General features: G+C 56.1%; 20 protein-coding genes. 10 read left to right on the forward strand and 10 right to left on the reverse strand.

From position 1 onward, the window contains the following. Window positions 1-59: 59 nt before the first annotated feature. Entirely contained in the window at window positions 60-962 is a 903-nt protein-coding gene (locus tag ELY38_RS17315) for a ParB/Srx family N-terminal domain-containing protein (RefSeq protein WP_185859010.1), read from the reverse strand. Between the two features lie 178 nt (window positions 963-1,140). On the opposite strand from ELY38_RS17315, the gene ELY38_RS17320 reads away from it, so the two are divergent. Then, window positions 1,141-2,271 (forward strand): hypothetical protein, encoded by a 1,131-nt coding sequence (locus ELY38_RS17320; RefSeq protein ID WP_127063417.1) that lies wholly within the window; start codon window positions 1,141-1,143, stop codon window positions 2,269-2,271. Between the two features lie 183 nt (window positions 2,272-2,454). On the opposite strand, the gene ELY38_RS17325 is transcribed toward ELY38_RS17320, so the two are convergent. The 4 genes from ELY38_RS17325 to ELY38_RS17340 all read right to left on the reverse strand — a co-directional run bounded on the left by ELY38_RS17325 (window position 2,455) and on the right by ELY38_RS17340 (window position 7,432). Then, window positions 2,455-3,627: a sialidase family protein gene (locus tag ELY38_RS17325; RefSeq protein WP_127063418.1), complete on the reverse strand. Its 1,173-nt coding sequence runs from the start codon at window positions 3,625-3,627 to the stop codon at window positions 2,455-2,457. A 22-nt stretch (window positions 3,628-3,649) separates the two neighbouring features. Beyond that, the gene (locus tag ELY38_RS17330; RefSeq protein WP_127063419.1) at window positions 3,650-5,155 is read right to left on the reverse strand and encodes a tripartite tricarboxylate transporter permease; all 1,506 of its coding nucleotides are present in this window, start codon (window positions 5,153-5,155) and stop codon (window positions 3,650-3,652) included. Window positions 5,156-5,165: 10 nt separating this feature from the next. Then, entirely contained in the window at window positions 5,166-6,419 is a 1,254-nt protein-coding gene (locus ELY38_RS17335; protein WP_127063420.1) for a tripartite tricarboxylate transporter TctB family protein, read from the reverse strand. 71 nt (window positions 6,420-6,490) lie between these two features. Beyond that, a complete protein-coding gene (locus ELY38_RS17340; protein WP_185859011.1) occupies window positions 6,491-7,432 on the reverse strand; it encodes a Bug family tripartite tricarboxylate transporter substrate binding protein in 942 nt (313 codons plus the stop codon). 312 nt (window positions 7,433-7,744) lie between these two features. Between ELY38_RS17340 and dapA the strand changes: the two genes are divergently transcribed. The 6 genes from dapA to ELY38_RS17370 are packed head-to-tail and all read left to right on the forward strand — an operon-like array spanning window position 7,745 to window position 13,355. Next, entirely contained in the window at window positions 7,745-8,620 is an 876-nt protein-coding gene (gene dapA / locus ELY38_RS17345) for a 4-hydroxy-tetrahydrodipicolinate synthase (protein ID WP_127063422.1), read from the forward strand. Window positions 8,621-8,652: 32 nt separating this feature from the next. Next, entirely contained in the window at window positions 8,653-9,882 is a 1,230-nt protein-coding gene (locus tag ELY38_RS17350; protein ID WP_185859012.1) for a four-carbon acid sugar kinase family protein, read from the forward strand. 46 nt (window positions 9,883-9,928) lie between these two features. Further along, entirely contained in the window at window positions 9,929-10,963 is a 1,035-nt protein-coding gene (pdxA, locus tag ELY38_RS17355) for a 4-hydroxythreonine-4-phosphate dehydrogenase PdxA (RefSeq protein ID WP_127063424.1), read from the forward strand. Then, window positions 10,963-11,853 carry an NAD(P)-dependent oxidoreductase gene (locus ELY38_RS17360; protein WP_127063425.1) on the forward strand — a complete coding sequence of 297 codons (891 nt, stop codon included), beginning with the start codon at window positions 10,963-10,965 and terminating at the stop codon, window positions 11,851-11,853. The genes pdxA and ELY38_RS17360 overlap by 1 nt, the downstream gene beginning before the upstream one ends. Window positions 11,854-11,887: 34 nt before the next feature. Beyond that, entirely contained in the window at window positions 11,888-12,658 is a 771-nt protein-coding gene (locus ELY38_RS17365) for a DeoR/GlpR family DNA-binding transcription regulator (protein WP_127063426.1), read from the forward strand. 28 nt (window positions 12,659-12,686) lie between these two features. Beyond that, on the forward strand, window positions 12,687-13,355 hold the full coding sequence (locus ELY38_RS17370; protein WP_127063427.1) for an SDR family NAD(P)-dependent oxidoreductase: 669 nt from the start codon (window positions 12,687-12,689) through the stop codon (window positions 13,353-13,355). Window positions 13,356-13,363: 8 nt separating this feature from the next. On the opposite strand, the gene epmB is transcribed toward ELY38_RS17370, so the two are convergent. Continuing rightward, window positions 13,364-14,383, reverse strand: a complete 1,020-nt coding sequence (gene epmB, locus ELY38_RS17375) for an EF-P beta-lysylation protein EpmB (RefSeq protein ID WP_127063428.1) — start codon at window positions 14,381-14,383, stop codon at window positions 13,364-13,366. A gap of 153 nt (window positions 14,384-14,536) precedes the next feature. Here epmB and efp point away from each other — a divergent pair, with 153 nt between their 5' ends. Further along, a complete protein-coding gene (gene efp, locus ELY38_RS17380) occupies window positions 14,537-15,103 on the forward strand; it encodes an elongation factor P (protein WP_106373189.1) in 567 nt (188 codons plus the stop codon). Window positions 15,104-15,215: 112 nt separating this feature from the next. After that, window positions 15,216-16,196, forward strand: a complete 981-nt coding sequence (epmA, locus tag ELY38_RS17385; protein WP_127063429.1) for an EF-P lysine aminoacylase EpmA — start codon at window positions 15,216-15,218, stop codon at window positions 16,194-16,196. Here epmA and asd read toward each other — a convergent pair. From asd to rsgA, 3 genes are read right to left on the reverse strand one after another with little or no spacing between them, the layout of a single operon-like run. Then, window positions 16,193-17,053, reverse strand: coding sequence for an archaetidylserine decarboxylase (gene asd / locus ELY38_RS17390; protein ID WP_127063430.1), 861 nt, complete (start codon window positions 17,051-17,053; stop codon window positions 16,193-16,195). The genes epmA and asd overlap by 4 nt on opposite strands. A 41-nt stretch (window positions 17,054-17,094) precedes the next feature. After that, window positions 17,095-17,937: a sulfurtransferase gene (locus tag ELY38_RS17395; RefSeq protein WP_127038920.1), complete on the reverse strand. Its 843-nt coding sequence runs from the start codon at window positions 17,935-17,937 to the stop codon at window positions 17,095-17,097. 18 nt (window positions 17,938-17,955) lie between these two features. Further along, on the reverse strand, window positions 17,956-18,975 hold the full coding sequence (rsgA, locus tag ELY38_RS17400) for a small ribosomal subunit biogenesis GTPase RsgA (RefSeq protein WP_127063431.1): 1,020 nt from the start codon (window positions 18,973-18,975) through the stop codon (window positions 17,956-17,958). 87 nt (window positions 18,976-19,062) lie between these two features. Between rsgA and orn the strand changes: the two genes are divergently transcribed. Continuing rightward, window positions 19,063-19,644: an oligoribonuclease gene (gene orn / locus ELY38_RS17405; RefSeq protein ID WP_127063432.1), complete on the forward strand. Its 582-nt coding sequence runs from the start codon at window positions 19,063-19,065 to the stop codon at window positions 19,642-19,644. Window positions 19,645-19,670: 26 nt separating this feature from the next. Here orn and queG read toward each other — a convergent pair whose 3' ends face one another. Beyond that, window positions 19,671-20,786, reverse strand: a complete 1,116-nt coding sequence (gene queG / locus ELY38_RS17410; RefSeq protein WP_422822348.1) for a tRNA epoxyqueuosine(34) reductase QueG — start codon at window positions 20,784-20,786, stop codon at window positions 19,671-19,673. Window positions 20,787-20,846 lie beyond the last annotated feature (60 nt).

The raw sequence follows: 20,846 nt of genomic DNA on the forward strand, positions 1-20,846 counted from the left end.
ATACCGGCACCCCGTTAGAAAAAAGGGTAGCCGGTTGAGGTTACTACTGGTTGAGGGTACTACTTCTCGACTGAAAAAGCGTAGGTCAATTTGCCGCGCTCTGAGAGCAGCTTTTCAAGTTCCTGATCATTAAAGGTCGGCAGCTGGCCCATTTCCTGGGCGGTCAGGGGGCCCGTTGCCGTATCCGCAATCACGGTGTCGGCGGGTACTTCGACCATCAGCGTCGCGGCTTGAGTAACGGCCTCGGTGTAACCCTCTAAAGTGGTCAGATCCAACGCTTCAAGAGGCAGTTGGCCCGCAAGCCACTGGCCCCAGTAAAACTCCAGAAACGGCGGTGGGGTATCAGGTTTTTTGTACCCGACTCCACGGGTAAAGTAGACCAGCGAGCGATAGGCATCATCAGCCTGGGCATCTCGCCCCAGCTGCTCAGGCAAGTCTTCTGGTGTTATCGGGCCGCTCGGTGCATCAAGCCAAACCAGGCGCTCATCCTGCATGGCCGCCCAGAAGCTTTCCATGTCCGGCAGGTCGCTGAAGTCGTGGGTAATCAGCACCGGTACGCTCAGCTCAGGGCCCTCAAGCGCCAGGTAGTTGCTGAACGTATGATGGCCGTCGGTGATATATACCTCGCCATTGGGGGCAATCACCGCGGTTTTCATATCTTCAAGGTGCGTGCCGACGGTATCGGTGCACGCAAAGCTTTCGGTATCCTGAAGAGAAGAGGTGTTATCAAATTGGTCGATGCCACCCTGACCGCCCGTTTCGCAAAATTCGTCAAAAAACTTCTTGTGATCCACCGCAAAGCGGCCCTGCTTATAGTCCATCTGCCGGTAACCCAGTGCTGGCTGCGTAGGGTGCAGCTCGCCTATGGCAACGTGGCGAATGTCTAACGTGGCATTGTCAGCTGAAGCGGCCAGTACAGGCGTAAGTGGCAGAAGTGCCAGAAGCGTTAAAGCCCTTTTCATCATCTCTCCAAGGAGTTGTCGTTACTATGTAAGCAGACAACGATACGGATTAATGATGACATTCCCTTGACGTCTGGCAGGTTGGGGAGGGTAATAAAGAGCATTAAGCGTAAGAGTAAGAGTTGGGATTTCAAATTTGATTAAGTTGTTTAGCATTGAGGGGTAGGTGAAACAAAACATGCGCAGTAGATTAATCGTGTTGGTAATTGCCCTTGTCTTAGCCGGTGGACTATCGGCGCTTGCCTCTAGTGAAGCGTTTGAGACACGCTTGGTGCGTATGGAAACACAGCAAGCGCTGCCTTCAATTAAGGCTACGCTTGCGCAAGAGTCAGCTGATCTCAATGCGGTTTTTCTTCACTATGCCAGCGATCAGGCACTCTGGATGAATGCCCATTTGGCCATCCTGCGTTACGGCGATATCGCCCGTGTTGCGTTACTTGAGTATGCCGCACTGCCTGAGTTTCAGCAGATGCTGGTGCGTTTTGGCCCCGATGCCGTTCTTCCGATTATCTACTATCGAGATCACGATATCGCCACGCTGCGTGCTCAGCATTGGGTGGGTGAGCACTACCAGCAGCTGAGCCGCTGGTGGAAGGAGAAAACGGAAGAAGTACAGCGCCAGGGCGGGCCAACAGAAGTGGCCGCGTGGAGCCCTTACCGGCGCGGACAAATGGGAATCGCCTTATTAAACGCTGAAGGCCATGGCTTGCTCAACCAGTTTGTTGTCGATAGCGAGGGCGATGTGCATTGGCTGCAAAGTGAGCGGGTCGTGGCAGCCCTTAGCGATTTCTTTACCAGCGGTATACGTAACCTGGAAAACCAGTGGCGCCGCGATGAGGCGATTGACACTGCGGACGTGGGCTGGGCTGGCGTAGACCTATTGTTGATGGCAAGCACCATCAAGGTGCTACGGGCAGGCCGTGTTGCGCGGGGCGCACGTGTCGGCAGTATTGAGGTCCAAAGTGCACGGGCCGGATTACGCCAAGGAATAGTGGCTAGCGGCGGGCGTTTTGCCAGCCTGCCGCGTATTGCCAAGGTGGTGGCAGTTGCCACTACTGCCTATGTGGTCGTGCGTCACCCGTCGCTGGTAAGCGCACTGGGAGCCAATGTCGCAAAGTGGCTTGGTCTTCCGGTATGGCTTGGGCAATTTGCGGTCTGGTTTCTGGTATTGCTGCCAGTTCTATTGGTTGTGCGAGTCGTCTGGCGCTTTATTGTGGCTCCCGCTTTATGGCTGCTGGTACCTCTTCTGCGGTTTTGTATTGCAAAGCTACCAAATAGATCAGAGCCTGCAGGCGAAAGCAGGCTTTAACTCAGAGCTGCCATTAATTCAGAGCTACCGCTAACCGAGTCAGGTAGGTAGTTGGCTTACCTGACTTGGCTTGGATAACCTCTTATCAAAATTTCAGTTTTTATCTAAAGTGGCGTCTTGCTCGCCTCGCCCGGGACTTCCCGCACCAGGCGAGGCTTTTAGAGCTGTTGCATATGAGGCCGTTTATTTACTAACCCACGCCTCGCTCACGCGAATGTACTTGATACGCTGACGGAAATAGGTGAAGGCAATATGCAGATCGCCCTCCTGCCCCTGGATGATCGTGGGGTAGGAGTATTCGCGGTTTCTTTTTTCGACGGAGTTGTTGGTCATGCAGTAGCCATCGCCAATTTCAAGATCTCGGCGAATAGGCCAAGTGCGACCGCCGTCGGTTGAAATTGCCAGCGTCATTGGCGCGCGCGGCGCGCCCCAGAAGGCTGACTTATCGCCTTTGCCTGCCTGATCTACCAGTTCACCGTGATCTTCGGAATCTTCTATATCGTCGTAGAGCGACGTGCGCCGCTCGGCGTTTGGATCAGCCTGGCGGTGATTATAGACCAGCGCTAAATGGCCGTTCTTAAGGCAGGTAAACTGAATGGAGGAGTTGTTGTTGGGGAGTTCAGTTACCTCCGGTGCACTCCAGCTCACCGCATCTTGCGAACGGCTTACGTAGATCGCATCCGCCCAGCGGCTGCGATAAAGCGCGATGAACGAGCCATCCTTAAGTGGCTGAATATTCATGTGTACGCAGCCAACGCTTTCGGGAACATCGTGCTGATGCCAGGTTTGGCCCATGTCCTTGGAAACCATCACGGCACTGATGTCGTCGTTACCTGTCCAGCGTTCGCCCTCGGCCACACGGCATAGAAACACCGGTAGTACCCAACTGCCATCCTGGGTAAACACTGGCGGCTGACGAATGAATATCCCCGGTGTTTCAAACAGCGCTTCGGTATCGCTCCATTCTCTTCCGCCGTCGTAGGAGACGCGGCGGCGCACGACGGCGGTGTTTTGATGCCCGGAGAATTGGGCGGTGTAAATCAGCCAGAGAGCGCCGTCGGGCGCGGTGAAGAGCACCGGATTCTGTTCGGAGCGGGTAGCGTCATCAGAGAGCTTGACGGGTTCGGACCACTGCGTCTCGCCCTTGACTAGCCTCGCCACGTAGATGGAGATATCCGGGACGCCCTCCTGGGTGCCGCCAAACCAGGCGCACAGCAGATCGCCATTATCGAGCTCATGTAGGAACGAGGCGTGATTCTGTAGGCAGGGAGTGGGTAAGTAAGCTTCCAGCCGACCGCTGTCAATCGCAGCGGTGTGCAGTTGACCGGCCGGGGACTGAGAAGTGAGTTCGCTCATGGGGCGTCCTTAAAATCGTTATTTAGGAGGGCTGGTTGCGGTAGTGCGGGCGACGTCTGATACGACGGAACACGTAGCGCAGTAGCGGTAAATAAAGGGGCAATAATGCAATGGCCCAGATAACGGCGCTGATCGGCGTGATGAAGTCGATGTAATTGCCGCGAGTGATTAAAAGCCCGCGGGCAATTTCGCTTTCGATGATCGGGCCAAGCGTCATGCCGATGACGATGGGCGCACGGGGAATGCCAGCCTTTGCCATGTAGTAGCCAAAAACACCGACGCCAAGCATGACCAGGATATCCCAGGGGTTATTGCGCAGTGCGTAAGCGCCGATGATGCATATCAATAAAATGATCGGAAGGAGAATGCTCTCTTTCACTTGAAGCGCGCGCGCGAACAATTTGGCGCCAGGCAGGCCGATCAGTAACACGATGAAATTGACGATCACGGTGGTCGCGAAGAACTGATACACCAGCGGCGCGTGGTCACGCATCAATAGGGGGCCCGGCTGCAGGCCGTGAATCATGAAGCTGCCAATAATCACCGCCGTAACTGCCCCGCCTGGCAAGCCAAGAGTCAAAAGAGGAATCAGCGCACCTACGCCCGAGGCGCTGTTGGCCGCCTCGGAGCAGGCAATACCTTCCGGTTCGCCCGAGCCAAAGCGCTCGCGGCGTTTAGAAAGGTTGCGCCCCTGGCTGTAGGAGATAAGTGAGGCCACATCGGCGCCAGCGCCCGGCACCGCTCCCACGATGGTGCCTATGCCAGTAGAGCGTAGTTGTGCGGGGAGCAGTCGTCTCAGCAACGACCAGGAAGGCACGACCTTGGATACTTGAACGATAGGCTGGCTGCGATGGGAAATGCGCTCGAATCGCTGCATGATTTCCGGAATTGCGAATAAACCGATAATGACCGCAATGAACGGAATGCCGCCCATCAGATAGGGAATATCCAGCGTAAAGCGGGGCTGACCGTTGATTTCATCAAGCCCGACGGTGGCTAAGAAAAGCCCGAGGAGGCAGGCGATAGCCCCCTTTAAGAACGACCCGCCGGAGAGGGAGGCAACGGCCATCAGTGCCAGTACCGCAATGGCGCAGTACTCGCGGGGACCCAATGAGAGCGCGAACTGTGAAATCGGGTAGGCGAGCACGATCAGGATCAGTGAGGCGAGCACGCCGCCGATGAACGACGAAATCGTGCTGATACCAAGCGCGAGCCCCGCCTTGCCTTTGCGCCCCATCGGATAGCCGTCGAACACCGTGGTGACCGCCATCGCCGAGCCAGGAATGCCGATCACCGTGGCGGGAATCGAACCACCGAAGACAGCGCCGATATAGATGCCCAGCAGACAGCTGATGCCGGTAAAAGGGTCAAACACAAACGTCAGCGGGCTGGCAATCGCCACTCCAAGCGATGGAGAGATACCTGGCATTGCGCCCACCACGATACCAATGGCGACCGCGCCTACCAGTAGCAGTAGAAGGAGTGGATCCAGAAGGGATGCAAACCCTTGTATCAACAGCTCAAACATACCGGGCTCCTTACCAGATCGATCCTAAGGGGAGGGGGATACTGAACACGTGATAAAAAACCATATAGGTGCTCACGGCGATCACGACGTTGATCATGCCAATCTTGATAAGCCCCATAAGGCTTAGTTCGGCGCGCAGCAGTGCCATGATCAGGGATGTGACCAGAATAGAAGTGGCAATAAAGCCCACAATATTCATAAGAAGCGGGAAGAGCGCAATCGCCAGTAAAGTGATGGGAATGGCATATGCGCGTCCGCGGGCAGGCTGGGCCTTCACTGCGGTGCCTTGAGTACCCTGTGTGGCCAGTGCGCTTAGAAGCGTCTGCGCTTGGTCTGCACTGGTGGAGTGCCAGGGCACCTGCACATGTTGAAGCTGCGCGGTAAAGACCGGCGTGTTAACGGCATCCTTCAGACGCTTGGCGTTTTGCTGACGAATGTCGCTTGCTTGATGACCGGATACGAAGAGGGCAGCCCAGTCGCCGTAGATTAGCCCACTTTTTTCAGGCGCCTTGCCATCGAAAGTTTCCAGGATCGTGAGTTCATTCGCCTGTAAGGACTCTTCAAACTCGGAGCGGGCAGCTAGAACAGCGTCTATCTTGCCTTCAGCCAGCGCGCTGCGTAACGCCTTGATATCCATTGGCCACCACTGCCCATTCGAGCGTTGACGCAGCTTTTCCAAGAATACAGTGTCTTCAAGTAGACTATCGTAGCCAATCTTGAGTTGGCTAAGCGTATCGACTGAAATATTCGTGCCGACGCGCGCGGCCAAAACAAAGGCATCAAAGTAGAGCAGGCTTAGCGGTATAAAGCCTTTCAGGTGCTCTTGCGCAGCCAGTTCCGCATTGACCTGGGTCGCCCGGGAGGAGGAGGCGAGAAGCGAGGTGTCGGGATGGCTTCGCTTGATAACACTCAAAGCAGAAAAGCTGCCAAGCCCCGTGTGGCTCGAGAGGGCAAGCCGTGTGCCAGTCTGGGTGTTGAGTGCCTCTGTGAGAGCCTTGAAGGTAGTATCGTCTTCAGAACCCTCTGGAAAATTAGTAAAAATCTTATGGTTCTGGTTGATCAAGAATCGGATAAGTGCAACGAGCGTGCAGCCGATCAGGCCAAGCAGCACGATGGTGGGAATAAACCCAGGGCCGATCGTGCGACGCATCTCGAATGGCATGCCCAGGGCCTGGGTAAGAAAATAGCTCCCCGCTAACAGCAGCAGGAGTAGCGTCCAAAACTCTATGGTTTTCAGCCGGTATTTAAGGGTCTGATACGTCATCAAAGCGCTATCCCTACAAAGCGCTGGAGCATTCAGGTCGCTCCTGAATGCTCCAGCTCATATAAAGTGGTTTACTGCTCCAGAAGATTGGCAGCGGTGGCGAACGCTTCGTTTTGGCGCGTTAGCCACTCTTTGAAATCGTCGCCAGTGCGCAATTGAACGTTAAAGCCAATACGGTTCATGCGCTCGATAAACTCGTCTTCCTGGGCGATTTCAGTGCACGCATTGATTAGGTAATCCTCTACATCCTCTGGGATATCGGCGGGTGCGCCAATAGCACGGAATAAGCCAATATCTAGTGGGTAGCCTGCTTCAGCTGAAGTAGGCACGTCTGGCAGACTTTTAGAGCGTTCTTCACTAAAGAAGGCAAGCATCCGTAGCTGGTCGGCTTGCACTTGAGAGTAGGCTTCGGCATCTGAAACAACGGCGCCATCCACATGCCCGCCAATAACAGCGGTAATGGAATCACCTGAACCGGAGTAGGGAATGAGTGTTGGGTCAGTATCAGTGACGTTACCGGCCGAAAGTGCAATCAGCTCACCAATGGAGGTATAGCCTAGCGCAAGACGGTCAGGATCTTCTTGGGCAATGGAAACCCAGTCCCCGAGGGTTTCAATGTCGCTGCTGGCATTGACGGCGATACCGACTGGTTCTGCCGAGAGCAGACAAATTGGCGTAAAGTCCTCCACGCTAGCCGGAAAACCGTTGATTATATGAGGGTTGCCGACAAGTGAGCTGTTGATCATGGCAATGGTGTAGCCATCGGGCCGTGCCGATGAAGCCGCGTGGAACCCTACTGCACCACTACCGCCTGTACGGTTGACCGGCAGGACATCCACGCCTGAGTATTCGGCCAGCGATTGAGAGAATGCGCGACCAACTAGATCATTACCACCTCCTTGCCCAAAAGGAATGATTAGTTCGATCGACCGTTCGGGATAATCGGCTAGAGCCGCTAGAGGGAAAAGAAAGGAAGAGGCGAGAAGTGCTCCAAGTGATTTACGTACCGTCATATCGATCTCCGTTTTTATTGTGCCGCGCATGGTGTGTAAGGGGGAGAACATAAGGAGCTGCTGCGAATCTGGACTTCCTTCTGCCCTAACCCTCTTCAACGCTATAAAATGATCGCAACGATCAATTTATGCATTTAAACTTTTGGTGTATATACCAAAGTTAAATCTATAATTTATATAATAATATCAATTATTTGTTTTAATTTTTATTATTTCTATCAATTATATTGGCTTGGTTTGCTTGCGATAATTTTTTGAATCAATCATTTTTATGATCGATTTGATCGCAACCGTGCTAAGGAAATTGAGTCCATGACGATATTTAAAGGCATTATCCCCGCCTTGATTACTCCAATGAACGACCGGCAGGCAGTAGACGAGGCCGCGCTGCGTACGTTGGTAGATACCTTGATCGAGAAGGGCGTTCATGGGCTTTTTGCGCTGGGCACCAACGGCGAATTCTTTGCGTTAAGCGATGATGAAAAATTAAAGGTCGCGCAAATTGTCGTTGATCAGGCCCAGGGTAGAGTGCCGGTCATCGCAGGTACCGGTGCATTTACCACCCAGGGCGTGCTCGACATGAACGCCAAGATGGAGCAGGTTGGCGTGGATGCCTGTTCGATCATCACCCCTTACTTCAACGCGGTCTCCCAGCGCGAACTCGTGGTTCACTACACGGCGATTGCCGAGCAGGCGCCGCTGCCCTTCATGCTCTACAACATTCCAGCCAAAACCGGCGGCACGATCACCGTGGATACTGTCGCTGAGCTCTCGCATCTACCTATGGTGCAAGGCATCAAAGACAGTGGCGGCGATTTTGATCGGTTAACACATTTAATTGGCTTGAAGCGTGACGACTTTGCCGTCTTCACCGGTACCGATTCACTCATTCTCTGGGGGCTTTTGGCCGGTGCTGATGGCGCAGTGGCAGCTACTACTAACGCAGTACCCGATGTGGTGATGACCATTTATAACGCCTTTCAAGCAGGTGATATGGAAACGGCTCGTGAAGCCCAAGAAAAACTTCGCATACTACGCACCGCCTTTGGTATGGCCACCATGCCGGTAGTATTGAAAGCGGCAACTGAGTTGATGGGCATGCACGCCGGCCCCGCCCGTGCTCCTGCGCTACCGCTAAATGAACAGCAGCGCCAGCAGCTAGATGAATTGATGCAGGTTTATCGCTAATGGCTGGGGGGACGTCAAAGTCTTCAGTCGGTATGGCGCAACTTATCATCTTGGCCGATGACCTATCGGGGGCTGCTGACTGCGCAGTGAGCTACGCCAAGAGCGGTTTAACCACTGCTATTGAGCTCACCCTGCAAAGCAACACAGATGCGCAGGTGGTGGTTTTCGATACTGATTCTCGGCATTTGGTTGCTGCCGAGGCCGCAGCCTTGAATGTGGCTGCATGGCGCGCGGTACATAGTTCTCATCTTCGCCTTTATAAAAAGATCGACTCGACACTTCGCGGCAATTGGGCGCAGGAAGTCGCTGCGCTGATATGTGACGCGGGAATGGCGGTGATAGCGCCGGCTATGCCCGAGATGAAGCGCTTTACCCGAGACGCTCGACAATACATCGACCAAACCCCCGTCGAACAGACGCCTGTGTGGAGCAATGAGGGTCGCCGCGGCAAGGCTTCACTGAACGATATGCTAGTTGAGGCAGGTGTTGAGGTGGCCCACGTGCCCTTGGCAACACTTCGTCAGTCATCACCGGAAGTGCTTGGCTGTTTGCTTTTGGAGCACAGGCAAAATCAAGTGGGGGCGGTGGTATGCGACGCCGAAAGTGATGCGGATCTTGAACGCCTCGCCCAGGCAACATACCACCTCGACGCCGTCTTCTGGGTAGGCTCTGCAGGGTTTGCTAAGGCGCTTTGCCCCTATCTTCGCCGTGGGGCGAGTACGGCTTCGCTGCCGCCCATCACGGTAGAAGGGCCGGTATTGATGGTGGTGGGTAGCATGTCGCCTATTTCACACCGCCAGATCGATCACCTGCTAACGCAGTGCGATGAAGAACTTGCACATTTCCAAGTGGATATTGCCGAGCTCTTGGCTGCCCATGAAGCGCCTTCTTCGCTGAAAAGGGCGCAGCACGCGCTTGAGGAAGGCCATGACGTACTCGTCACTCTGGCTCAGCAAACCCCGGACCCTTCCATTAATGGCTATGCGCTATCGCAGTGTCTGGCAAGCCACTTGGGGGGGCATCTGGGCCTGCTTGGTGCGTTGGTGGCGACGGGAGGCGAGACGGCCAAGGCGCTACTCAGTGCGGCCGGTATAGATTATTTGCGTCTTATGGACGAGCTTGAACCGGGGGTGGCGCTCTCGGTTAACGACCAAGGTATGCCGGTAGTGACCAAGGCCGGGGCCTTTGGTAACGAGAGTACGCTTTATCAGACTTGGCGCACGCTGGCCGGTATGCGCACATCCCGTTCATGTCGTTGTTGAGCCTTGCCTGGCTCTTCAGCCTACTTACTTCGGAGTAACAACACCAATGAGCTATCTTCCAGTTGTAGGTATCACCATGGGGGATGCCGCCGGCATCGGCCCTGAAGTCATCATGAAGGCGCTTGCTCACCAAAGTGTATACAGCACCTGTCGACCGCTGGTCATCGGCGATGCGAACCGGTTGAAGAAGGCGGGTCAAATCGTCGATAGCCAATTAACGCTGAACGTAATCGAGAAGGTCAGCGCGGCGAAATTCACGCCGGGTACACTGGACTGCATCGACCTTGGGCTGATTCCAGATGACTTGCCGTATGGCCAGGTCTCGCCGGTTGCCGGTGACGCGGCCTACCAATTCATCGCGCGCACCGTCGAACTGACCCATAAGGGCGAGCTTGATGCCATCTGCACGGCGCCGCTGAACAAAGAGGCACTACACGCCGGGGGGCATATTTTTCCGGGGCACACAGAAATGCTGGCGCACCTGACCGGTATCGATGAGGTTTCGATGATGCTGGTGGCGCCAAATCTTCGTGTTATTCATGTCACCACCCATATCGGGATTCTGGACGCCATCCACCGTATCGAGCCGGGACTGGTCAAGCGCACCATCGAGCGTGCCCACGAAACGCTTATACGCGCAGGTATCGACAACCCGCGCATCGGTGTCTGCGGCATCAACCCTCACGCTGGCGAGAACGGGCTGTTCGGCTACGGTGAAGAAGAAGAAAAGATCGTTCCCGCCATCAATGAGCTCACCTCGCGGGGCTGGGACGTTCAAGGCCCGCTTCCTGCCGATACGCTCTTCTTCCGCGCTGGCCGGGGCGATTTTGACGTGGTGGTGGCGATGTACCACGACCAGGGACACGGCCCAGTCAAGGTGATGGGACTTGAGGAGGGGGTGAACGTGACCGTGGGGCTGCCGGTTATTCGTACCTCGGTGGACCATGGCACGGCATTCGATATCGCTGGCACGGGGGTGGCCGACGAGCGCAGCCTGCTTGAAGCGCTCAAGCAGGCCGTTGACCTCGCCAACCGTCGTGAAATGCCCGCTACATCAAGCACAATCAAGGAGAACATATAATGAAGCGTATTGGTTTTATCGGCTTGGGATTGATGGGTGCCAACATCGCCCGCAATATCATGCAGGGGGGCTACCCGATGTCGGTGTTTGACCCGCGCCAAGAAAGCCTCGCGCCGCTTCTGGAGCAGGGCGCTCAGGCGGTGGACTCGCCCAAGGCGCTGGCAGAATGCTCCGATATCGTGTTTATCTGCGTACCCGGCGCCCCGCAGGTCGAGGCAATCGTAGAAGGTGAGAAAGGACTGGCACTGGGCGCTCACGAAGGGCTCGTCATTGTCGACTGCTCGACGTCCGACCCAACCTTGACTCGGCGTTTGAATGAAGCGCTCGCTACCAAAGGGGTGACCTTTATGGACGCCGCTCTTGGAGGCACGCCCACCCAGGCGGAGTCCGGCCAGCTTCAGGCAATTGTCGGTGCCGATGAAGCCACGCTTGAAGCCGTGCGTCCGGTGTTAGAATGCTGGGCGGGCAAAATTTTGCATGTCGGTCCGGCAGGCGCTGGACATACCATGAAACTACTTAACCAGTTTTTGGCCATGGGCTACGGCGCGATTTATTCTGAAGCGTTGACCATCGGAGCCAAGGCGGGCGTAACTCCTACGGTGTTTGACAGCGTCATTCGCGGCAGCCGGATGGATAGCGGTTTCTACCAAACGTTTTTCCAGTACGTACTGGAACGCGATCGTAATGCACACCGTTTTTCGCTGGCCAATGCCGGTAAAGACATTCGCTATGTCGCCAACCTCGCCGATGACTTGGAGGTGCAGGCGGGGGTAGCCCACGCCATTAAAGACTTGTACGCAAGTGCCTTGGATGAAGGTGCCGGCGAAAGCTTTGTGCCCGAACTTTCCGATATTGTCGCCAAGCGTCACGGCGTCTCCTTCTCATCCTGATAAGGGAACTTTGATACCGCCTTAAGGAGCAACAATGAAAGTCGCCAAGCGTCGCAGTGCCATGTTAGAGGCGGTCCACAGCGGGATTACCGATGTGGAGACGCTTTGCGAGCGTTTTAATATCTCTGAGGCGACCGTTCGGCGAGACTTAGCATCGTTGGCCGACGAGGGATACATCGTGCGCACCTACGGCGGTGCCGCGGCGGTGGTAGGCAAGCGCGAGCCCGAACTTTCTCTTGTCCAGCGCCAGCACGAGCGTGGCGACATCAAAGCGCATCTGGCGCTTGCTGCGCTTGGCCATATTGAGGATGGCGATACGTTGCTGCTCGACGGTGGATCCACCACCACGGCTCTAGCCAAGCTCTTGGGGCAGCGTCGCGGGCTTCATGTGTTTACCAATAATCTAGCTGCACTGCCCGTCCTGGCCGCAATCCAGGACTGCAAGGTGACATTTCTGGGTGGAGATCTGCGCGCAGCCAGTATGACGACCTACGGGGTGACGGCTCAGGCGGCGCTTGAGCGTTTGTCGGTGAACAAGCTATTCATGAGCGCCGACGGCGTGGTGGCGGATTTGGGGCTCTGCGAGGCGAGTGCCGAGCAGGCCTATCTGAAAGAGATGATGATTCGGCGCGCGCTTCACGTAGTCGTGTTGGCCGACTCCAGTAAGCTTGGCAACGCTCGTCAGCAGCATTGGACTCCCATACTGAGCCAATGGACGCTGATCACCGATGATCAGGCCGGCGACGACAGGCTCGAAGCGTTCAAGCGCCGCCGCGCGGTCACCCTTGAAGTGGTCAAGATCTAGTTTATGGACTAACTTGGGAAGTCGATTCATGCATGTATTAGTGACAGGGTGCAGCTCGGGTATTGGTTTGGCGATATGCCGGTACCTGCTTGAGCAGGGCCTGACGGTGACCGGTCTTTCAAGACGCTTGCCGCCCATTGATAACAAGCGTTTTCACTGGGTAGGCACCGACCTGAGCGCGCTTGCCTTTACTCCGCTCGAGCTTGAAGCAAGCAGTTTTGACGCCCTCGTTCATGCCGCCGGTGTCATGCATACGGGCGATATCCAGGCGTATGAACATGAACTTGCCCAGCAAATGTGGCGGCTGCACGTCGATGCGCCAGCACTACTGGTTAAAAAGCTTCTTGCTGAGCAGGCTCCCTTAAAGCGGATTATCCTGATTGGTAGTCGAACCCAGCAAGGGGCATTGGGCAAAAGTGCTTACGCTGCCTCTAAAGCGGCCCAGCAGGGGCTGGTACGCTCTTGGGCCCTGGAGCTTATGGCCGGACAGACCACGGTCAACCTGATTGCCCCCGGCGCTACTCGTACTCCTATGCTTGAAGACCCCAATCGCCAAGGTGTTGCACCCAAGCTGCCTCCTATGGGGCGTTTTATTGAACCTGATGAAATTGCCGCCAGTGTCTCATTTCTACTTAGTGAACAGGCGCGCTCCATTACCGGGCAGACGCTGACAGTTTGTGCAGGTGGCTCGCTCTGAGGAGCCCCTCATAGCGGCGTCTTGCTCGCCTCGCCCGGGACTTCCCGCACCAGGCGAGGCATCAAAAAGCCTGGCAGGTGGTCGCGTAGCCTGGTAACCAGTGTACGCGCTTCATCATCCGGCACATCAAAGTGCACTGCGCCCTTTACCGGATCGAGCACGTGTAGGTAGTAGGGCAGCACGCCCGCCTCAAACAGCCGCTCGGAAAGTGTCGCCAACGTTTCGACACAGTCGTTGACGCCACGCAACAGCACGCTTTGATTAAGCAGCGTCACACCTGCTGCTTTTAGCTGGGTGCAGGCATCAATAACCGCTTGATCGATCTCATTGGCGTGGTTGATATGCAACACCATGACTTTTTGCAGGCGCGTGCCGCCCAGCCAGTCAAGCAGTGCGCTATCCACCCGGTCAGGTATCACCACCGGCAATCGCGTATGAATACGCAAGCGCTTAAGGTGGGGTATTTTTTCCAGCTCACCCACCAGCCAGGCGAGCTGGCGGTCGTTAGCTGCCAGCGGGTCGCCGCCGGAGAGAATCGCCTCATGGATAGAGGGATCGTCACGCAGGTATTGCAGCGCGTCCTGCCACTGTGCGCGCGAAGGCGAGTTTTCGTTATAGGGGAAGTGACGGCGAAAGCAGTAGCGGCAGTTAACGGCGCAGGTAGGGCTTGCGATCAGCAGCACTCGTCCTGCGTATTTATGAATTAGCCCTTTGGCTGGCTGGTGGCTCGCTTCTTCTAACGGGTCGGTCACGTAGCCGGCGGGCGACAGGGTTTCATCGCCTAACGGCAATACTTGGCGCAGCAGCGGGTCGGCTGGATCGTTATAGGCGATTCTAGACAGGTATGCCTCGGGCACGCGCACCTCGAATAGCCCGTGGCCTGTATGCGCGCCGGTTAACCACTGCGCATCAAGCCCCAGGCGCTTGCAGAGTATGCTTGGGTCACGAATGGCATGGGAAAGCTGTTGCTGCCACGAGCGGCGCTGCGCTGCGCTTACGCGCTCGTGATTATCCGAGGCAACGATCATAATGTTCTCCTGCAAAAAAGCCCTCCTTCGGGTTATCATGCGCGCACTTATTGAACGATGCGATGTGGACAATGCTATGTACATCACGGCGAAGCATACCCTCGCGCATCGGCTACAGTAATCAATAACTGAAATAGATCACTGAGAGGCAACATGGCTAACTATTCTACCAATGAATTCAAAGGCGGTTTAAAAGTAATGCTCGACGGCGATCCTTGCTCGATCGTCGAGAACGAATTGGTCAAGCCGGGCAAGGGCCAAGCGTTCAATCGCGTTAAGCTGCGTAATCTCATGACCGGTCGCGTGGGCGAGCGTACTTTCAAGTCCGGCGATTCGCTGGAAGGCGCTGATGTCATGGATCTGGAGATGGAATATCTCTATACCGACGGTGACATGTGGCACTTCATGAAGACCGATGGCTCCTTCGAGCAGTACGCGGTAGAAAAGAAAGCCTTGGGCGATACTGAAAAATGGCTCAAGGAGCAGGTGCCTTATACCATTACCCTGTGGAACGACAAGGCAATCTCCGTTACGCCGCCGAACTTCATTGAGCTGGAAGTTGTGGAAACGGATCCGGGCCTTAAAGGTGACACTGCCCAGGGCGGCTCCAAGCCGGCAACGCTTTCGTCTGGTGCCGTGGTGCGTGTACCGTTGTTCATCAACCAAGGTGAAGTACTGAAAATCGATACCCGTTCAGGCGAGTACGTTTCCCGCGCCTAATACGCACCGAAACAAGTGCGTAGCCTTGCTGTATTAACTATGCGCTCAATGGCACGTGTACTACCTTATTGCCACGCATTTGCGTGGCTTTTATTTTATCTAAGGAGCGGTGATGGCCACTGACTGGCGACCCAGTGCGGAAATCGCAACACTACGTGAGCGTGCTCGTTTGCTTGCCAGCGTGAGGGCTTTTTTTGCCAGGCGCGATGTCCTTGAGGTGGAAACGCCAGTGCTGGGGCAGGGAGGCAGCACCGATGTGCATCTGGTGTCGCTTTCCACCCAGGCCCGCACCGACAAGGGGCAGCGGCGGCTATGGCTGCAAACCTCGCCTGAATTTCATATGAAGCGCCTGTTGGCGGCCGGCAGCGGACCCATCTTTCAACTCGCGAGAAGCTTTCGTGATGGCGAGATAGGCGCGCGGCACAACATTGAATTCACCATGCTCGAGTGGTATCGGCCAGGGTTTTCACTGGATGAGCTGATTAATGAGACGACCGCGTTGGTGGCAGCTCTCGTACCTTCCTTTACTGGGCCAGTCGTGCACTACCGCTATCGTGAGCTGTTTCACACCTATCTGGCGGTTGACCCCTTTACCACATCGCTTGAAAAGCTACGCACTCTGGCGGCTGAACAAGGTCAGATGCCTGCAGGCACGCTTGCCAAGGAGCGCCGAGAAACCTGTCTGGATTTGCTGATGAGCATGGTGATTGAGCCGCAGTTGGGTCGGGATGAGTTAAGTGTCGTGATGGATTACCCGGCAAGCCAGGCGGCATTGGCGCGTCGGCATCAGGATGCCGATGGCGAATGGGTGGCGTCACGCTTCGAGCTTTATCTGGAAGGAATTGAGCTGGCCAACGGCTATCATGAACTGACCGACGCTGACGAACAGCGTGCCCGGTTTAGCGAGGATAATGCCGAGCGTCGTCGCCTGGGATTACCTGAAGTCGATATAGATGAGCGCCTACTGGCGGCCCTTGAGCACGGCATGCCGGAAGGCGCGGGTGTAGCGCTGGGCGTGGATCGCCTGATTCAACTGGCGTTAGGCAAGGCACGCCTTGAAGACGTGCTCGCCTTTGCCACGCCTAATTGCTAGGGCTGAACGACGTCAAGATTGCGTGAAAAGTCGCCTAGGGTTTGACCCATACTGACCATGGTTTCCGGCGGGTAGTCTTCAAACGTGACCGGGTTGGCGAAGCACATCACCACGGTAGAGCCGAGCTTGAACAGGCCCATTTCCTCACCACGCTCAAGGGTGATGGGCTGATCAAAGCGCGTGCGCTGGGGCACGCCTGCAAGTGGTGTGACCTGGCCAGACCAGACCGTTTCGATAGCGGCGACTACCATGGCGCCTACCAGCACCATAGCAAACGATCCATGGGGGCTATCGAAAATGCACACCAGGCGCTCGTTGCGGGCGAACAGATTAGGAACGTAGCTGGCCGTGGCCTTGTTCACCGAAAAGATTCGTCCGGGTACATAGATCATTTCGCGTAGCGTGCCGGTCATGGGCATATGCACGCGGTGGTAGTCTCGCGGCGAAAGGTAGACAGTCGCGAAGCTGCCGTTCATGAATTCGTGCGCCAGGGCAGCATCCCCACCCAGCAGTGACTGCGCCGAATAAAGATGTCCCTTAGCCTGTACCAGCTGGCCTTTTTCCAGGCGGCCATGGCGTGACAGCGAACCGTCTGTCGGGCTGAGGATGCCTTCGCCTAAAGGGCGCGCATCGGCTTTTAATACGCGGGTGAAAAACGCATTGAAATTGGCGTAGGCCGTTGGGTCGGGCTCCAGCGCCTGGCTCATGTCAACGTTGAAGCGCTTGATGAACATCTTGATAAGCGCATTTTTCAGCCACGGCACTTCGCTACGCGCAAAATAGCCGGTCAGGCGTGAGATCGCATGATGGGGAAGCGGATACTGAATTAATGAAAAAACTTTTTGAGGTAGTGTCACGTTAATTACTTTTCACAGTAGTAAACCCTGGAAAGGGAAGGTTACTTTTCAATCGGCGTATCGTCGCGGTTGCCCCACTCGCCCCACGAGCCCGCATAACCGCGGATATTGAACCCGAGCGCCTTACCCACAAGCCAGGTAAAGCTGCTGCGGTGGTGGCTCTGGCAGTGGGTAGCGATCTCCATATCTGGCGTCAGGCCTATGGCCTCAAGCTCGGTGATCAGTTCGGCATAGTCGCGAATACGCAGCGCACGATTTCGGTCCATGGCGTTCAGCCAATCCATGTTCACCGCACCGGGAATGTGGCCAAGGTGTTTGTTGTTGCCTTTCTCGCCATTGTACTCACCCGGCGAGCGCGCGTCCCAAACCGCAAACTGCCTGTCGTCCAGCTTCTGCTTGATTTCGTCACAGGTAATCAGCGTATTGGGGTTGAGTATTTCGGCGTGGTACTCGCTTGGCGTGGGCAGGGTCTGCTCGGTGCTCTCTTCAAGACCTTCGTCGCGCCAGGCGTGAATCCCGCCGTTCAGGTAGGAATAGCGGGTATGGCCAATCAAGTCCAGGGTCCAGAGAAGCCGTGCCGCCCAGCCGCCGCCTTCATCATCATAGGCCACCACATGGGTGTTGCGGGTAAGCCCCAGCGCACTGAAAAGCTTGGTTAAAAACGCGACGTCGGGAACGTCGTTGGGCACCGGACCTTCGCCGCGCATCAGGTAGCGGAAATCCAGAAACACCGCGCCTGGCACATGACCCTGGCGGTAGCTATCTGGATTCACAGGTATGTCAATGATCAGCAGCTCTGGATTGTTCAGATGGCTTTGCAGCTGCGCTGGCTCAACAATCAGCGGTAGAAGATTTGATTCAGACGATGGGTGCTGGGTACTCATGGACAGCTCCTTTAACAATCAAGCATCTAGGCTATCGAGAATCCGTCGATAGCTGGCAAAGCGTTCTGGGTGAATCTTGCCTGTCTCAACCGCTTCAAGTAAAGCACAGCCCGGCTCTTCACGATGGCGACAGTCGCGAAAGCGGCAGTAGCCAATGAACGGTCGAAACTCGATAAAGCCATCGGTCACTTCCTGCTCGGTCAAGTGGACCAGGCCAAACTCGCGGATGCCGGGGGAGTCGATCAGCTCGCCATCGGTGACTTCGTCACGGTTCATGGTGTAGAGCCGGGCGGTAGTGGTGGTATGGGTGCCCTTGCGCGAATCTTCGGAAAGCGCGCCGATACGTAGTGACTCATCGGGCAGTAGCAGGTCAATCAGGGAGGATTTGCCTACGCCACTTTGGCCCACAAAAACCGAGGTGCGGCCCTCAAGCTGCTGGCGCAAGGGGGTAAGCCCTTCTTCATTGGCTGTGGTGGTACGCACCACAGGGTAGCCCAGCGCACGGTAGCGCTCAAGTAGCTTGCCAAGCTCCCCGCCATCTTCTGGCAGCAGGTCGATTTTATTGAGCACCAATACTGGCGCAATACCGGTGGCCTCGGCAGCGACCAGATAACGGTCAATCAGATTGGGGTGCGGCGCCGGCTCAACGGCAAATACAATCAAAATCTGGTCTATATTGGCGGCTACCGGCTTGAGTTGACCGCGCGCATCGGGGCGCTTGAGTACGCTGTCACGCTCTTCGCGGGCCACTACAACGCCCGAGCCCTCCTGGCCTGCCCGCCAGATCACCCGGTCGCCGGTGACCATACCCTCTAGATTGGCGCGCAGGTGACAGCGCACCGGGCTGCCCTCGGTATTGCGCACTTCGAGCGTACGCCCGAAATGGGCCATCACCCGGCCTGGTTGTTCGGCGCCGTATTCGCCAGCGGCAAGTTTTTCAGCGTCACGTACGTCACGCTTTTCAGCGCGGCTTGCACGCTCTGCCTGGACCTTGTCGACTCGCCATTGCTGTTGGCGACTTAATTTACGTTTGCTCATGACCACCCGATGCTCGGTACAATGGGGGTAGTGTACCTGTTAACTGACGCCGGGTAACTCGACCCGCTGGCTATCCTGGAGAAAAACATGAGCAATAGTAACGAACCACGCAGCGATCTGCTGGTATGGATTGATCTGGAAATGACCGGTCTGGATCCTGAAAAAGAGCGCATTATCGAAGTGGCAACGCTCGTTACCGATGCGGATTTAAACGTGGTGGCCGAAGGCCCGGTAATCGCCGTCAAGCAGCCCGATAGCCTGTTGGCGCAGATGGACGAATGGAATCAGAAAACGCATAGCGAGTCCGGGTTGGTTGCACGGGTGAAGGCAAGTCAGGCGGATACTGCCAGTGCCGAGCAGCAGACGCTGGATTTCCTGCGTCAGTACGTGGTGCCCGGCTCGTCGCCCATGTGCGGTAACAGCATCCACCAGGATCGCCGCTTTCTGGAGCGTGAAATGCCTGCGCTGTGGAGGTTTTTTCACTACCGCAACCTTGATGTTTCAAGCGTTAAAGAGCTTGCCAAGCGCTGGAATCCAGGTGCTTTGGCGGGATTTAGCAAGCGTAACGTGCATCTGGCGATGGACGATATCAAAGAATCGATTGCCGAACTTGCCCACTACCGCAACACCTTTTTGCGCGTGGCAGGTGGGCAGGATGAGGAGGAGTAAAATTAAGTGTCGCTTGCCTTTGAGCGTCAATGCACAGCAGTGGCAATCCGCGCGCGGCGCTTGAGAAGCTGCTCATCAAGCGCCCAGGCGACGTGCTCGCGTACCAGAGCGCTTGGGTAGGCGCGGCGCGCCCACAGCGCGGCCTCAACCGCCTCGCTCCAGGGCGCGTTGCCCAGGCCAATGGCAAGGTTTCTAAGCCAGCGCTCGTAACCGATACGCCGGATAGGGCTGCCGGCCGTCTTGTCCAGAAACTCCTCTTCGCCCCAGGCAAACAGGCTGATTAGCGTGGCGCGGTCCAGGTCGTGACGAGGAGCAAAATCCTGCTCGCGGCTGATGCGGGTAAAGCGCGTAAACGGACACACCAGCTGGCAGTCATCGCAGCCGTAAACCCGGTTGCCCATGGCACGGCGAAACTCCACCGGAATGACGCCGTGTAGCTCGATGGTTAGATAAGAAATACACCGACGCGAGTCAACTACCTTGTCATCCACAATGGCGCCTGTCGGGCACGCACTCCGGCACGCGCTACAGCTGCCGCAGTGCTCCTGTTCAAAAGGTGGGTCAACGGGCAGGGGCAGGTCGGTATAAAGCTCACCCAGAAAGAACAGCGAACCCGCCTTGGGGTTGAGAAGCATGGCATTCTTGCCAAACCAGCCAAGTCCCGATTTTTGCGCCAGAGCGCGTTCCATTACCGGGGCTGAATCAACAAAGGCGCGGTAGCCAAAGGTGCCCACTTCTTGCTCGATCTTTTTGGCAAGCTGGGCAAGCCGCTTGCGCATCAGCTTGTGATAGTCGCGGCCTAGCGCATAGCGTGAAACATAGGCGTGGTTCGGCTGACCCAGTACCTTGGTAGTTTCTACCTCTGGCGGGAGGTAATCCATCCGCACGCTGATCACCCGCTGCGTGTCGGGCTCAAGGTCGGCCGGGCGGGTGCGCTTGGTGCCATGTTTGGCCATAAAGCCCATTTCACCGTGGTACTCTTTATCCAGCCAAGTATCGAGATGCTGTTCATGGGCACCCAGCTGCGTATCGGTAATACCCACCTGCTGAAAGCCCAGCTCGCGGCCCCAGGTCTTCACCAGGTCGGCCAGGCGGTTCAGCTCTTCATGGGTCATGGCTTGGCTTGAAAGTGCAGAAATCATGGAGCTGGGCATCATCAGTCTACGGTAAAACGGTTGGCACGCTATGCTAACGCATTGGCC

The organism is Vreelandella nanhaiensis (genome assembly GCF_003990185.1).
Classification (GTDB): Bacteria; Pseudomonadota; Gammaproteobacteria; order Pseudomonadales; family Halomonadaceae; genus Vreelandella; species Vreelandella nanhaiensis.

Excerpts from the sequence above, each read along its gene's own strand:
- ELY38_RS17330 (WP_127063419.1), bottom strand. The coding sequence starts at position 5,155 with ATGTTTGAGCTGTTGATACAAGGGTTTGCATCCCTTCTGGATCCACTC.
- orn (WP_127063432.1), top strand. The coding sequence starts at position 19,063 with ATGAGCAATAGTAACGAACCACGCAGCGATCTGCTGGTATGGATTGAT.
- dapA (WP_127063422.1), top strand. The coding sequence starts at position 7,745 with ATGACGATATTTAAAGGCATTATCCCCGCCTTGATTACTCCAATGAAC.
- rsgA (WP_127063431.1), bottom strand. The coding sequence starts at position 18,975 with ATGAGCAAACGTAAATTAAGTCGCCAACAGCAATGGCGAGTCGACAAG.
- efp (WP_106373189.1), top strand. The coding sequence starts at position 14,537 with ATGGCTAACTATTCTACCAATGAATTCAAAGGCGGTTTAAAAGTAATG.
- ELY38_RS17395 (WP_127038920.1), bottom strand. The coding sequence starts at position 17,937 with ATGAGTACCCAGCACCCATCGTCTGAATCAAATCTTCTACCGCTGATT.
- ELY38_RS17325 (WP_127063418.1), bottom strand. The coding sequence starts at position 3,627 with ATGAGCGAACTCACTTCTCAGTCCCCGGCCGGTCAACTGCACACCGCT.
- pdxA (WP_127063424.1), top strand. The coding sequence starts at position 9,929 with ATGAGCTATCTTCCAGTTGTAGGTATCACCATGGGGGATGCCGCCGGC.
- ELY38_RS17360 (WP_127063425.1), top strand. The coding sequence starts at position 10,963 with ATGAAGCGTATTGGTTTTATCGGCTTGGGATTGATGGGTGCCAACATC.
- ELY38_RS17350 (WP_185859012.1), top strand. The coding sequence starts at position 8,653 with ATGGCGCAACTTATCATCTTGGCCGATGACCTATCGGGGGCTGCTGAC.
- ELY38_RS17370 (WP_127063427.1), top strand. The coding sequence starts at position 12,687 with ATGCATGTATTAGTGACAGGGTGCAGCTCGGGTATTGGTTTGGCGATA.
- epmB (WP_127063428.1), bottom strand. The coding sequence starts at position 14,383 with ATGATCGTTGCCTCGGATAATCACGAGCGCGTAAGCGCAGCGCAGCGC.
- ELY38_RS17365 (WP_127063426.1), top strand. The coding sequence starts at position 11,888 with ATGAAAGTCGCCAAGCGTCGCAGTGCCATGTTAGAGGCGGTCCACAGC.
- queG (WP_422822348.1), bottom strand. The coding sequence starts at position 20,786 with ATGATTTCTGCACTTTCAAGCCAAGCCATGACCCATGAAGAGCTGAAC.
- ELY38_RS17335 (WP_127063420.1), bottom strand. The coding sequence starts at position 6,419 with ATGACGTATCAGACCCTTAAATACCGGCTGAAAACCATAGAGTTTTGG.
- ELY38_RS17315 (WP_185859010.1), bottom strand. The coding sequence starts at position 962 with ATGAAAAGGGCTTTAACGCTTCTGGCACTTCTGCCACTTACGCCTGTA.
- ELY38_RS17320 (WP_127063417.1), top strand. The coding sequence starts at position 1,141 with ATGCGCAGTAGATTAATCGTGTTGGTAATTGCCCTTGTCTTAGCCGGT.
- epmA (WP_127063429.1), top strand. The coding sequence starts at position 15,216 with ATGGCCACTGACTGGCGACCCAGTGCGGAAATCGCAACACTACGTGAG.
- ELY38_RS17340 (WP_185859011.1), bottom strand. The coding sequence starts at position 7,432 with ATGACGGTACGTAAATCACTTGGAGCACTTCTCGCCTCTTCCTTTCTT.